At 72.9% G+C, this 12,412-nt stretch carries 13 protein-coding genes; 5 read left to right on the top strand and 8 right to left on the bottom strand.

Features of this window, described 5'->3' with window-relative positions; all coding sequences use genetic code 11:
- Window positions 1–14: 14 nt before the first annotated feature.
- Window positions 15–752 (bottom strand): anti-sigma factor, encoded by a 738-nt coding sequence (locus H0H10_RS27240; RefSeq protein WP_188183775.1) that lies wholly within the window; start codon window positions 750–752, stop codon window positions 15–17.
- The gene (gene sigK, locus H0H10_RS27245; RefSeq protein WP_188183776.1) at window positions 749–1,360 is read right to left on the bottom strand and encodes an ECF RNA polymerase sigma factor SigK; all 612 of its coding nucleotides are present in this window, start codon (window positions 1,358–1,360) and stop codon (window positions 749–751) included. The genes H0H10_RS27240 and sigK overlap by 4 nt, the downstream gene beginning before the upstream one ends.
- 420 nt (window positions 1,361–1,780) lie before the next feature.
- On the opposite strand from sigK, the gene H0H10_RS27250 reads away from it, so the two are divergent.
- Together H0H10_RS27250 and H0H10_RS27255 are read left to right on the top strand one after the other, a co-directional pair.
- The gene (locus H0H10_RS27250) at window positions 1,781–2,191 is read left to right on the top strand and encodes a hypothetical protein (protein ID WP_188183777.1); all 411 of its coding nucleotides are present in this window, start codon (window positions 1,781–1,783) and stop codon (window positions 2,189–2,191) included.
- A 75-nt stretch (window positions 2,192–2,266) separates the two neighbouring features.
- Complete coding sequence (locus H0H10_RS27255) at window positions 2,267–4,606, top strand: FHA domain-containing protein (protein ID WP_188183778.1); 2,340 nt, start codon at window positions 2,267–2,269, stop codon at window positions 4,604–4,606.
- A gap of 934 nt (window positions 4,607–5,540) precedes the next feature.
- Here the strand turns inward: H0H10_RS27255 and H0H10_RS27260 are convergent.
- The 3 genes from H0H10_RS27260 to H0H10_RS27270 all read right to left on the bottom strand — a co-directional run bounded on the left by H0H10_RS27260 (window position 5,541) and on the right by H0H10_RS27270 (window position 7,880).
- A complete protein-coding gene (locus tag H0H10_RS27260; protein WP_188183779.1) occupies window positions 5,541–6,818 on the bottom strand; it encodes a streptophobe family protein in 1,278 nt (425 codons plus the stop codon).
- A gap of 67 nt (window positions 6,819–6,885) precedes the next feature.
- On the bottom strand, window positions 6,886–7,299 hold the full coding sequence (locus H0H10_RS27265; protein WP_223180510.1) for a PRC-barrel domain-containing protein: 414 nt from the start codon (window positions 7,297–7,299) through the stop codon (window positions 6,886–6,888).
- Complete coding sequence (locus H0H10_RS27270) at window positions 7,299–7,880, bottom strand: PRC-barrel domain-containing protein (protein WP_188183781.1); 582 nt, start codon at window positions 7,878–7,880, stop codon at window positions 7,299–7,301. Before H0H10_RS27270 ends, H0H10_RS27265 begins: the two co-directional genes overlap by 1 nt.
- 164 nt (window positions 7,881–8,044) lie before the next feature.
- On the opposite strand from H0H10_RS27270, the gene H0H10_RS27275 reads away from it, so the two are divergent.
- On the top strand, window positions 8,045–8,506 hold the full coding sequence (locus tag H0H10_RS27275; protein WP_188183782.1) for an ATP-binding protein: 462 nt from the start codon (window positions 8,045–8,047) through the stop codon (window positions 8,504–8,506).
- An 84-nt stretch (window positions 8,507–8,590) separates the two neighbouring features.
- On the opposite strand, the gene H0H10_RS27280 is transcribed toward H0H10_RS27275, so the two are convergent.
- A complete protein-coding gene (locus tag H0H10_RS27280) occupies window positions 8,591–9,478 on the bottom strand; it encodes an RNA polymerase sigma factor SigF (RefSeq protein WP_188183832.1) in 888 nt (295 codons plus the stop codon).
- Window positions 9,479–9,823: 345 nt separating this feature from the next.
- Between H0H10_RS27280 and H0H10_RS27285 the strand changes: the two genes are divergently transcribed.
- Window positions 9,824–10,249 (top strand): helix-turn-helix domain-containing protein, encoded by a 426-nt coding sequence (locus H0H10_RS27285; RefSeq protein ID WP_188183783.1) that lies wholly within the window; start codon window positions 9,824–9,826, stop codon window positions 10,247–10,249.
- 118 nt (window positions 10,250–10,367) lie between these two features.
- Here H0H10_RS27285 and H0H10_RS27290 read toward each other — a convergent pair whose 3' ends face one another.
- Window positions 10,368–10,970: a ClpP family protease gene (locus tag H0H10_RS27290; RefSeq protein ID WP_188183784.1), complete on the bottom strand. Its 603-nt coding sequence runs from the start codon at window positions 10,968–10,970 to the stop codon at window positions 10,368–10,370.
- Window position 10,971: 1 nt separating this feature from the next.
- Window positions 10,972–11,625: an ATP-dependent Clp protease proteolytic subunit gene (locus H0H10_RS27295; RefSeq protein WP_188183785.1), complete on the bottom strand. Its 654-nt coding sequence runs from the start codon at window positions 11,623–11,625 to the stop codon at window positions 10,972–10,974.
- Between the two features lie 215 nt (window positions 11,626–11,840).
- Between H0H10_RS27295 and H0H10_RS27300 the strand changes: the two genes are divergently transcribed.
- Window positions 11,841–12,323 (top strand): VOC family protein, encoded by a 483-nt coding sequence (locus H0H10_RS27300; RefSeq protein WP_188183786.1) that lies wholly within the window; start codon window positions 11,841–11,843, stop codon window positions 12,321–12,323.
- Window positions 12,324–12,412: the final 89 nt, after the last annotated feature.

The raw sequence follows: 12,412 nt of genomic DNA on the forward strand, positions 1-12,412 counted from the left end.
GCGTGCCGGTGTCGTCACGCGGGAAGGGAGATGAAGGCGAGGATGTCGGTGGTGGGCCGAGGGGAGCCGCCGGCCGGTTCGACCGTGATGCAGACGGCAGTGGCTCCGCCGAGCCGTCCGTCCAGGACGCGGGACTGGCGTCCGCCCGTGGCCGGCAGCAGTCCCGCCGGCCGGTACCACCCCGAGTCCGCGTACCAGAGCTCGTAGACCCGGTCGCCGGCGAGCGGCGGCAGCTGTGAGGCGATGAACGCCGAGCGGTCCTGCCCGCGGGAGGCGACGACGGCGGCGTTGCCGCCGTACTCCAGCTTCGAGGTGGTGATCGTGGCGTCGGGGGCGGTCAGGACGTCGGCGAGTCGTCCGGTTTCCGCACGGGCCAGGGCGGACTGCTCACGCGCGGTGTCGGCCTCCGAGCTCTGCCACCAGGCGACACCTCCGAGAGCCGCGGCCGCCGCCAGGGACGCGGCCAGCGCCGGCCAAAGACGCCGTTCCCGGCGGCGCCGGGACGCGACCGGCCCGGGACGGTCCTGGCGTACGGTGCCGATCCGGTCGAGCACCCGGCGGCGCAGGTCCGCGGGGGGTGCGCTCGTCTCGGCCGCGCCCAGCCGAACGGCCGCCCCGGACAACTGTTCGGCCTCCAGGCGGCATGAGGTACAGCCGGCCAGGTGGTTCTCGAAGGCGGCCTCCTCATCGGCCGGGAGCGCGTGCAGCACGTAGGCGCCGACGTCGAGGTGGGGATCGTCGGTACGGTTCACGAACCCGCCTCCAGACACTCGTGCAGGCGCCGCAGCCCCTGACGTATCCGCGACTTGACGGTTCCCGCCGGGGCGGAGAGTGCCGCGGCGACCTCCGCGTACGTCAATCCCTCGTAGTAGGCCAGCACCAGGGGCAGCCGCAGCTCCCGGGCGAGCTGGGCCAGGCAGCGGAAGACCACGCGCTGCTCCTCCCGCACCTCGACCTCTTCGGCCACGGTGTCGAAGGACCGTTCCTGCTCCAGGAGCGCCGCACGCAGCTCGCGGGCGCGGCCCGTGGCGGTGGACCTCACCCGGTCCACCGCCCGGCGGTGCGCGAGGGTGAGGACCCAGTTCCGGGCGGCTCCCCGCTCCGGACGGAACAGGTGGGCGGTGCGCCACACCTCCACCATCACGTCCTGGGTCACCTCCTCCGCCTGGGCCCTGTCCCTCAGCACACGGCAGGCCAGCCCCATCACCGTCTGTGCCAGGGCGTCGTACACCCCGGCGAACGCCTGTTCGTCGCCATCGGCGGCGCGGGTGAGCAGCTGGTCCAGCCTGGAGTCGTCCGCGGACCGTCCGGGCCGCCCGTGAGCGTCACCTTCCGTTCGAGCTCCGGTTCCACGACCCATCGCGCCTCCTCGGCTCAGCTCGACACTGGCTCCCCTCCCCGGAGAGCGCATCCCTCTGGAGCCGTCCGTCTGACGGATTCACCTGCCTGCCGCAGCGGACGGCAGGCCGTCCGTCCGGCCGGGTGAGGCTGCGCGCTCCCTCCCCCTTTGTTCGGAGCCGTCGCCCCGGCAGATCAAGATCATGTCGTCCGCGCCCGGTGCGTCCGCCCTCCGGGAGCCCGTCCGCAGGGTTTCGGCCAACTGTCGCGGTGAATATGCCAGGAGACTGGCCGGAAACTCATGGTGACAGTGGTTCAGTAGTGAACATACTCGTCAGCTAGGGCGTCTCACACCATGCGACGGCGTCCTCACGCACAGCACACGAGCCGCACGGACGCCAGGCCCGACCGGCAGGCGAGCTGGCGACGGGGGAGGGGAGCAGTGCACGACGAGTTCCTGTGCCATGTCACCGCCTACGGTGTCTGCGACGGCCGGCGCATCGGCGTACCCCTGGGCACCTACCGGGCCCCCACGCTGGCCCTCGCCCTGTGGTGGCTGCGCGACCGCGCGTCCTGGATCGCCGAGCGCCTGGACCCGCAGCCCGACACCCCGCACTTACCCGCCGGTGCCCTGACCCCGGTCGCCGACGACGCTCCCGACGTGCCCCGCGTGCTGCGTTCCTGGTGCGCCGACGACGTCCAGCAGGAACTGGTCGCCGACGAGTTGGCCGCGGGACGGCTGGTGCGCGTCGCGACCAGCGACGACACCACGGAATACGAGCTGCTGGCCGAGTCCGTGGACGCCCTGCGCATGCAGCGCGCGGCCCCGCCACTGGTCGTGCACGTCGCCTGACCGCCGTCCCCGCCCGGCGCCGGAAGTGCCCCGACCGCCCAGGCATCGGGGTGTACGAATCGGTAGAATCCAGGCATGGTGAAGCGGCCGGCCGCCCCGACCGCGCCGGAACTCGTCATGGAGACCGACACGGGCTCCACCGTGATGAGTCCGAGCCGCGACTACCACGTCGGGCGCGACCCCTCGTGCGACGTCGTCATCGACGACGCCCGCGTCTCGTGGCACCACGCGGTGCTGCGGCCCGTGGGCGGCCACTGGACGCTCGAGGACGACAACAGCGCCAACGGCACCTACACCGACGGCCACCGCGTCCACGAGTGGGACGTCGGCCCCGGCACCGTCATCCACTTCGGCAGTCCGGCGGACGGGCCCTGCGCGGTCCTCACCAGCCGCCGCGCCCCGGAGCATTCGCCGGCGGCCGACACCGTCTCGCTGCCGGCCCTGGCCGGCCTCCGGCAGCCGACCACCGTACGGCCGCTGCCCGCCCGCCCCGTCCGCATCGGCCGGGCCCCCGGCAACGACCTCGTCGTCGACGACCTGGTCGTCTCCCACCGGCACGCCGAACTGCGCACGCTGCCCGACGGGACCTACGAGATCGTCGACCTCGGCAGCCACACCGGCACCTACCTCAACGGCGTGCGCGTCACCAGCGCCCGCGTGGGCCCCGGTGACATCGTCGGCATCGGCCACTCCGACTTCTGCCTGGTCGGCGACACGCTCCAGGAGTACGTCGACACCGGCGAGGTCTCCCTCGACGTACAGGACCTCACGGTCGCCGTCGACGGCGGGCGGCGGACCCTGCTCGACCACGTGTCGTTCCCGGTGCGGGAGAAGTGCCTGCTGGCGGTCGTCGGCCCCAGCGGCGCCGGCAAGTCCACGCTCCTCAACGCGCTCACCGGACAGCGGCCCGCCGACCAGGGCACCGTGCTCTACGACGGCCGCGACCTGTACCACGACTACGCCGAACTGCGGCAGCGCATCGGCCTCGTCCCGCAGGACGACATCCTGCACACCCAGCTGACCGTCCGCAGCGCCCTGTCCTACGCGGCCGAGCTGCGCTTCCCGCAGGACACCGCGAAGGCCGAGCGCCGGGCCAGGGTCGACGACGTGATGCGCGAGCTGGGCCTGGAGCAGCGCGCGGGGCAGCACGTGCACAGCCTGTCCGGCGGACAGCGCAAGCGGGTCAGTGTGGCCCTGGAACTGCTGACCAAGCCGTCGCTGCTCTTCCTCGACGAACCCACCTCCGGCCTCGACCCCGGCATGGACCGCTCGGTCATGCGCATGCTGCGGGGCCTCGCCGACGACGGACGGACCGTCATCGTCGTCACGCACAGCGTCCTCAGCCTCGACGTGTGCGACCGGCTCCTCATCCTCGCCCCCGGCGGCAAGATGGCCTACTACGGGCCGCCCGGGGAGGCGCTGCCCTTTTTCGGCGTCGAGCACTGGCCCGAGGCGTTCGAAGCCTTCGAGCGGGACCGGGAACGGGACTGGGCGGGCCGGTTCCGCTCCTCGCCCCTGTACGCGCGGTACGTCGCCGGGGCCACCGCACAGCCCCCGCGGCCCCGGTCCGGCCCGGTCGTCATCACCCCGCCGGCCAGCCCGCGCAGCCCGGTCGCCCAGCTCGGTACGCTGGTCCGCCGGTACGCGGCCGCGCTCAGTTCCGACCGCACCTTCCTGGCCATCATGATCGCCCTGCCCTTCGTGATGGGGGCGATGGCCCGCGCCCTGGCCGGCGGCCGGCTGACGCAGCAGTCCGCGATCAACACGCTGCTGATCCTGTGTGTCGGCGGCGTGCTCACGGGCGCGGCCAACGCCGTGCGGGAACTGGTCAAGGAACGCGTGATCTACCAGCGGGAACGGGCGGTGGGCCTGTCCAGATCGGCGTACCTGATGTCGAAGGTCGTCGTCCTGGGCACGGTCACCGTGCTCCAGGCCGTGGTGCTCACGCTGGTCGCCCTGCTCGGGGTCGATCTCAACGTGCCGGGAGGCGAAGGCGTGTTGATGCCGCCCCTTGTGGAGATCACGGTCGCGGTCGCCCTGCTGGCCTTCACGTCGATGATGCTCGGTCTGGTGGTGTCCGCGCTGGTGCGCAAGGAAGAAGTCACAATGCCGCTGCTGGTGCTGCTGGCCATCGTCCAGGTCGTGTTCTCCGGTGCCCTGCTGAAGCTGGACGGCGTGCCCGGCCTGGAGCAGCTGTCCTGGCTGGTGCCTGCACGGTGGGCGCTCGGTGCGATGGCGGGCACGGTCGGGCTGGGCCGGCTCGTGCCCGGTGAGCTGACCTCCGACCCGCTCTTCGAACACTCGGCGGGCGTGTGGCTGCTCGACATCGGCATGCTGCTGGTGCTGTCGGTGGCCTTCGGCGTCCTCGTCTCCCGGCTCCTGCGCCGTCACGAGCCCGTGGTGATGCGGAGGTAGACGGCTCGGGCCGCGTCGCCCACCCGTCCGTGGCCGGGTCCCCGGGTCCCCGGCGTCCCGCGCGGCCCCCGCGCGGGCCGCCTCGCGCCCCGCGCTGGGCCGCCTCGCCGGACGAACTCACGCCGCCCCGAGCGGCCTGCGGCCTCGCCCACCCAAGCGAGCCGAGAAGCCGGCCGCGTGCTTCGAGCCGATGCACGGCGCCCGGGCGCGGACCGCGCCGGCTCGGGGGCTTGTGGTCTGAGGGGCCTGGGCGTGTGGGTGGGGGTGCGTGCGCGGCGCCCGGTCCCGCTGATCGGGGCCGGGTCTGCGGAGGGACCAGGGCCACGGCCCGACGTGTGGATTCGGGGACCTGAGCGGCCTGCGGAACCCACCCGCGGACGGACCGGCAGCAGGCGGCCCGTCCGACCGGCGCCGCCCGCTGCCGGGACGAAAGACGCCTCCCGCCCCCGCGGGCGGGCAGCCTGCGGCACATCGGCGGACCCACGGAACCGGACCCACGGACCCCGAGCCGCGTGCCGGGTGCGCGGTGTCCGGGCGCGCAGACCCGCAGTCCGTGCGGGACCGGAGCCACGGGGGCCGGGCTGTGGCGCGGGGTGTGTTGTGTTCGGGTGCGCAGATCCGTGGTGCGTGCGGGACCGGAGCTATGGGGTCCGGGCTGTGGCGCGGGGTGTGTGGTGTTCGGGTGCGCAGATCCGTGGTGCGTGCGGGACCGGAGCTATGGGGGCCGGGCTGTGGCGCGGGGTGTGTGGTGTTCGGGTGCGCAGATCCGTGGTGCGTGCGGGACCGGAGCCACGCGGTCCGGGCCGTGGCGCCGGGTGCGTGGCGTCCGGGTACGCAGATCCCTGGTCCGCGCGGGACCGGAGCCACGTGCAGATCCGTGGTTCGGGCGGAACGGGGCACCCGCTGCTTCCGCGCTGCGCCGGGTCCGGCGTCGTTACCGCGCCGGTCCCTCGTGTGTGTCGGAGTGTCGGGCGAGTCGCTGGGCGAGCGACGCGCCGAGGAAGCCGGCCGCCAGGCCCCACAGGACCGCGAGACCGACCGCGCCCCACAGGTGCGGGCGCAGGAAGAGCTGTCCGGACAGATCGCCCCCCAGATCGCCGATGCCGAGCACCGAGAGGCCGTACCGCGCGGAGACCCGGCCGACGAGGCAGATCATCAGTGTCGCCAGTGCCAGCGCGACGGCCATGTGCACGGCGTGCCGCCATGCCGGCGTCCGTGCCGGGGAGCGGCGCGCCATCAGCCACCCGGCGGCCGGCAGCAGCACCACGTCGGCGACCAGGAGCCACCACACCCGGCCGTCGTGCTCGGCGAGGGTCCCCAGGTTGAGCGTCGACACGTCCGGCGTGCGCAGCACCTCGTCGAGCACCTGCGGCATCGGCAGCCCGAACGGTCCCTCCACGCGCCCGTCCCAGGTGGCGCCGAGGCCGATCGTGAGCGCCGGCCACACCAGGTTCGGCAGGCCGAGCAGCAGCACGGCGAAGGTCTGCGCCGGGTGCCCCCGAGTCCCCGCGACGACCAGGCCGACGACGACGCCGATGACGACGTAGGCGAGCAGCAGGGCGACCACGGCGTACGCCGCCGGCCGCACCGACGCATGCAGACGCAGCAGCCGCGCCGGCAGCGGCGCCCCGCGCGACACCAGCAGGGCCAGCACCAGCACACCCGCCAGCCACAGCAGTCCGAAGAAGGCCGTCAGCGGCACGTCCGTGGTGAAGCCGACCTCCGGAGAGAGTCCGAACAGATCCCCCAGGTCGTCCAGCAGCCCCTCCCCGAGGGGCACCTCGAAGGTCTGGTGCGAGGCGAAGGACAGCCCGAGGAGGGCGAGCAGCCACAGGACGGCGATCCTGGCGGCCCAGCCGGCCAGTTCCCCGGCACTGCCCACGGCCCCGTGACGCAGCGGCCGCAGGAAACCCGCGGCGATCACCAGCGCCCCGGTCAGCGTGACGGACAACGGCATCACGGTCAGCGCCGCCTCCGTGTCGGCGAGCCCGTCGGCGTTCCCAAACAGCTCCACCGCACCGCCCACGGCGGTCACCACCGTCGCCGTGACGACCCGGGGGAAGGCGTTGTCCGGCAGGTCCGCCGCGCCCGCCGCCCACAGCCCGAGCGCGGCCACCAGCCCCATGGCGACCAGCCCGGCCAGCACCGTGGCCAGTGCCTGGAGCCAGCCGTGCCGGGCGCCGGCCCGGGCGGAGGGGGTTCGCGAGCTCACGCTGCCACGCTAAGCAGCAGCCGCGCGGTGCGCCCGCCGACGGGGCCGTCCGCGCCGGCGCCGTGACTCAGACCGCCCTGACGACCAGGGCGTGGCCGCCGAGGCCCAGCAGACGGTCGGCCGGCAGCTCGGCCGATGTCGTGACGACCCTCAGGATCCGCCCGGTACGCGGATCGAACGCCACGTCCACCACTGTGCCGCGCTCGTCACCGGCCTCCGTCAGGACCCGGCTGCCCAGGATGTCGTGCCGGGGCGGAACCGGCTCGGGCGCGGCGGTCGACCGGACCACGACGGCGTCGGGGCCGATCGAGTCCAGCGCGTCCCAGGCCAGTACCGTCTCGCCGCGGAACCGCCCGCAGCGGACGCGGACATGGCTGACCCGTCCGGACGCGGTGTCGACGCCCAGGGACGCCATGACGCCGAGCTGTGCGCCCTCGGACGGCGCCAGCACGGGCCGGCCCCGCAGCCGGGAGAACAGCATCACGGCGGCGGACCCTCCCGCCGGGGGGCGCCGTCGGCCAGGGCGGCGAAGGCCGTCAGGTCGTCCGCGATGTGCTGCAGGGCGTCCTCCGGGAGAACGAACGCCCGTCCGTGGACCGCGAGGCTCTCGCCGCGCGGCACGTACACCCACCGCCGATGGCGCTTCGGGCCCGGCGGCGCGAACTGCCTGGCCGCGGCCACCCGGAAACCGGCGACACGGCCACTGGTGCCGCCCTCCACCACGACGTCGAGCACCGTGCCGATGTCGGTGCCCTTCTCCGTCAGGACCCTCGCCCCCAGTACCCGGCCCCGCAGGGGCTCGTGGTGGGCCACGGCGAGCGCGCCCGTCAGCGCGCGCCGGTCGCGGATCATCACCGCGTCGTGGCCGAGCGAGTGCACCGCCGGCCACGGCAGGCCCTCCTGCAGCTGCCCGGACAGCAGTCCCCGCCCACTCAGGGCGAAACCGGCGATACGGCCGACCGACGCGTCGAACACGGTGTCCTTGATCTGGGCGACGGCGTCGCCGCCCAGGGTGACCACGGGCCGGGTCGTCAGGCTTCGTGCGGCCATCAGCTCGTTCATCGCACGCCCTTCCCGCCGGCTCCCGTCGGGCCGGTACCCTGCGGGTGCCCCGGGCGACTGTGACGATGCCCGCAGTGCGGGCCGCGGGGACTGCACGGTCCGGCTCGGGGTACGAGGACTGGTGCAGACACGTCCGGCCATTCCGGCTTCCGAGAGAGAAACGCATGACCGAGTACCTGGACGGGGCAGTGATACCCACTGGTTTCGACGTGCCCGTGGAACCGCTGCGGCGCGCGGCACACTTCACCGGCGAGCCGGGATGCATCGCCGAGGCACGTTCCACCGCCTCGCTCTTCCTCGACCAGCTCAGGACCGAGTGGTGCGCCGAGATCGGCCAGCGGGCCGACGGCGCGGTGCTCCTCGTGGTGAGCGAACTGGTCACCAACGCCGACCGCCACAGCAACGGGCCGTACATCCTGGAGCTGGAAGGCACGGACGCCTCGGTGACGGTGACCGTCTACGACAGCAGCGGCGCCGTGCCCCGGCTCTTCCCCCGCGACCCCGAGCGCGTCGGCAGGCACGGTCTGGAGATCGTCCACGCGCTGGCGGAGACGGTCACCGTCGAACGCGTCCCGGTCGGCAAGCGCGTGAGCGCCGTGGTCCGGTTCGACGGCGACGGCGACTGAACCCGGCCGACGACAGCGACCGAGTCCCGCCGACGACGGCGACCGAGCCCGGCCGTGACCGGGCCCCGGCCTCCCGGCACCCCGTCAGGCGCAGCCCAGTTCGCCCATCATCCCTTCGCGCAGCCGCGTGATGATCCGCTTGATCAGGCGGGACACGTGCATCTGAGAGCAGCCGAGCTGCTCGCCGATCTCCGCCTGGGTGGCCTCCTCGACGAACCGCATGTGGATGATCCGACGGTCGCGGTCGCTCAGCTCGGCCATGAGCGGCGCGAGCGAGTGGAAGTCCTCGACGAGCCGCAGCCCGTTCTCCTCCACGCCGATGAAGTCGGCGAGCACCGCCTCCCCGTCCTCCGGCCCGTCCCCGGTGAGCGCGGCGTCCAGCGACGAGGAGTTGTACCCGTTGGACGCGATCTGGCCCTCGATCACCTCGTCCTCGCTGATGTTCATCAGCGTGGCCAGTTCGGCGACCGTCGGGTCGCGGTCCAGCCGGCTGGAGAGCTCCTCACGGGCCTTGGCCAGCTCCACCCGCAGCTCCTGCAGCCGCCGCGGCACGTGCACCGCCCAGGTGGTGTCGCGGAAGAAGCGCTTGATCTCACCCACGATGTACGGCAGCGCGAAGGAGGTGAACTCGACCTCGCGGGACAGCTCGAACCGGTCGATGGCCTTGATCAGACCGATCATGCCGGTCTGGACGATGTCCTCCATGTCGTCCCCGCGGCCGCGGAACCGGCCGGCGGCGAACCGCACGAGCGACATGTTCATCTCGATCAGCGTGTTGCGCGCGTACTGGTACTCGTGCGTGCCCTCTTCGAGTTCCGTCAGACGCTGGAAGAACTGACGGGACAGTTGACGAGCGTCCCGAGGCGCCACGGTGCGGGGGTCGGCCACCCCCGGAAGTGATCCGTCGCCCGTCCTGCTCCCGGTGGTCTCCTCGACAACCTGCGCTTCCGGCCGGGTCACGGCGGTCTCCATTACCTCTCCCACGAAAGTCACGGTTCGGCGTCTCCCTAGGCTCTTCCCGACTGCGGGTACCCGGGTCCTGGCACGGCATGCCCCTCCGTCCTGCCGCCGGCGGAAAACGGCGGCACGGCGTGGGTGTCGAGCGGCCCGTGCCGAGCCGGTCACGTCCGCGCGGTGACGGCGGTATTTCGCGGGTTGGCGCGATATGTCACAGGATATCCCCCGGGTCGGCCACAGGCACGCCGGACGCGGGCTGCCGCAGCGCTCGTGGAACCGGTCCGCGGCCCGCGGCCGCCGTCCGCTCTGGGCGGAACGTCGATCCCTTTCCCTTCGCGGCGCCATTCCTAGTCTGGAGAGGTGAGCAGCCATGTGCCGAACGAAGCCCGCGTCATTCCCCTGCGCCCGCCGGCCGCGCGCCCGGGAGTCCGTCCCACCGCGTCGCCGGCCCCTCCGGACCCGTCGGCACCCGCCGTCAGAGAACCGCTGTGGCGCGACCTGGTCGGTGACGTCCTCAGGCGTGAACGCCTCGCCCAGGAGCGCACGCTGAAGGAGGTGGCGGAGCAGGCGCGGATCTCCATGCCGTACCTGTCGGAGGTGGAGCGCGGTCGCAAGGAGGCGTCGTCGGAGGTCCTCGCCGCCGCCGCGCACGCCCTCGGACTCGGCCTCGGGGATCTGCTGTCGCGGGCCCAGGGCGAACTGCTCCGCATCACCGCCCGGCACACCGGCGGCCGCCACCGCGGCACGACCGGTGCGCGCTACGACGGGCTCTGCCTGGCCGCCTGACGGTCCGTGCGGACCGGCGCCCGGTGGGAGACCGGGCGCCGGTCCGCCGTCCGGGACCGTCACCGGCTGAGAGCGTCACCGATCCAGGACCGTCACCGGCCTCGGACCGTCACGGGTGTCAGACCCTCACCAGCCGTCGGCTCAGCACCTCGTCGGCCAGCCCGTACGCCACGGCCTCCTCGGCGGTGAACACCTTGTCGCGGTCCATGTCGGCGCGCAGCGTCGAGACGTCGTGGTGCGTGTGCCGCGCCAGCACCTCCTCGACCTGGGACCGGATCCGCACCATCTCCTTGGCCTGCAGCGCCAGATCGGAGACCGTGCCCTGCCGTCCGCCGCTGGCCGGCTGCCCGAGCAGCACCCGCGCGTGCTCCAGCACGAACCGCCGGCCCGGATCCCCGCCGGCCAGCAGCACGGCCGCCGTCGAGGCCGCCTGACCGACGCAGAACGTGGAGATCGGCGCCTGGACGAAGGTCATCGTGTCGTAGATCGCCATGAGCGAGGTGAACGAGCCGCCGGGGGAGTTGATGTAGATCGCGATCTCGTTCTCCGGCGCCGACGACTCCAGATGGAGGAGTTGCGCGATGACGACGTTGGCGACGCCGTCGTCGATCTCGGTGCCCAGGAAGATGATCCGCTCCGACAGCAGCCGGCTGAAGACGTCGTAGGACCGTTCGCCCTGCGGGGTGCGCTCGACGACGTTCGGAATCGTGTACGTCCCCATGTCACAGCCCCATCCGTCGCCTGGTGGCCGCCGGCCGGACGTCCGCCAGGGACTCGACGACCCGGTCGACCATGCCGTACTCCCTGGCCTCCTCCGCCGTGAACCAGCGGTCGCGGTCGCCGTCCCGTGAGATGGTCTCCGGGCTCTGACCGGTGTGCTCGGCGGTGATCCGCTCGATGGTCCGCTTGGTGAACTCCAGGTTCTCCGCCTGGATCTCGATGTCCGCCGTGGTGCCGCCGATGCCGGCCGACGGCTGGTGCATCATGATCCGCGCGTTCGGCAGGGCGTACCGCTTGCCCGGCGCGCCCACGCTGAGCAGGAACTGGCCCATGCTGGCGGCGAATCCCATGGCGAGCGTCGCGACGTCGTTGGGGATCAGCCGCATGGTGTCGTAGATGGCCAGGCCCGCGTGCACCGAGCCGCCTGGGCTGTTGATGTACAGGCTGATGTCGGTGCGGGGGTCCTCCGCCGACAGGATCAGCAGCTGGGCGCAGACCCGGTTCGCGGAGACCTCGTCGACCTGTGTGCCCAGCAGCACGATCCGCTGTGCGAGCAACTGCGCGGCCAGGTGGTCGTCGAACCGGGTGGGCGGGGTGTCGCCCTCCTCGGACCGGGGCAGGGCGGCCGGCGCCGGGCCGGCGATGAGTGGAGACATCGGCACTCCTTGTCGAGTCCTGTGTCGAGTCGTCGAAGCGGGTCCTACGCGGCCGTCGGGGCCGCGGTCTCCACTGTCGGCGCCGGGCGGGCCCCGTCGGGGCGTTCTCTGCCCGCGGCAGATTCGCCACGGGCAGAGCCGCCGCGCGACCGATGAGTTCCGCCGCCCGGGCCGGTCGACAGTGGTGACCGCGTTCCACGCCCCAGGAGGAGCACATGAGCACCGACGGATTCACCACGTGTCTCTGGTTCGACGGGCAGGCGGAGGAGGCCGCCCACTTCTACGTCTCGGTCTTCAAGAACTCCGGTGTCGGCAGCGTCACCCGCTACACCGAGGCCGGTCCCGGCCCGGCGGGTTCGGTGGTGACCGTCGAGTTCACGGCCAACGGCCAGAAGTTCGTCGCGCTCAACGGCGGCCCCGAGTTCCGGTTCAGCGAGGCGGTCTCCTTCCAGATCACCTGCGCCGACCAGGAGGAGGTCGACTACTACTGGACCCGCCTCACCGAGGGCGGCGGGGAGGAAGGCCCGTGCGGCTGGCTCAAGGACAGGTTCGGGCTGTCCTGGCAGGTGACCCCGCAGCGGCTGATCGACATGATCAGGGACCCCGACCAGGAGAAGGCGGCCCGCGCCACCCGCGCGATGCTGAAGTCACGCAAGTTCGACATCGCCGAACTGGAGAGGGCCTACGCGGGCAAGTGACGGCGCCCCGCACAGCCGTTCCCCGCCGGAGAGGGCCGGGAACGGCCGGCCGCGGGGGCCTGCCCGGTGCGCCGCTCGTCGTCGGCGAG

It is taken from the genome of Streptomyces griseicoloratus, from assembly GCF_014534645.1.
Taxonomy (GTDB): domain Bacteria; phylum Actinomycetota; class Actinomycetes; order Streptomycetales; family Streptomycetaceae; genus Streptomyces; species Streptomyces griseicoloratus.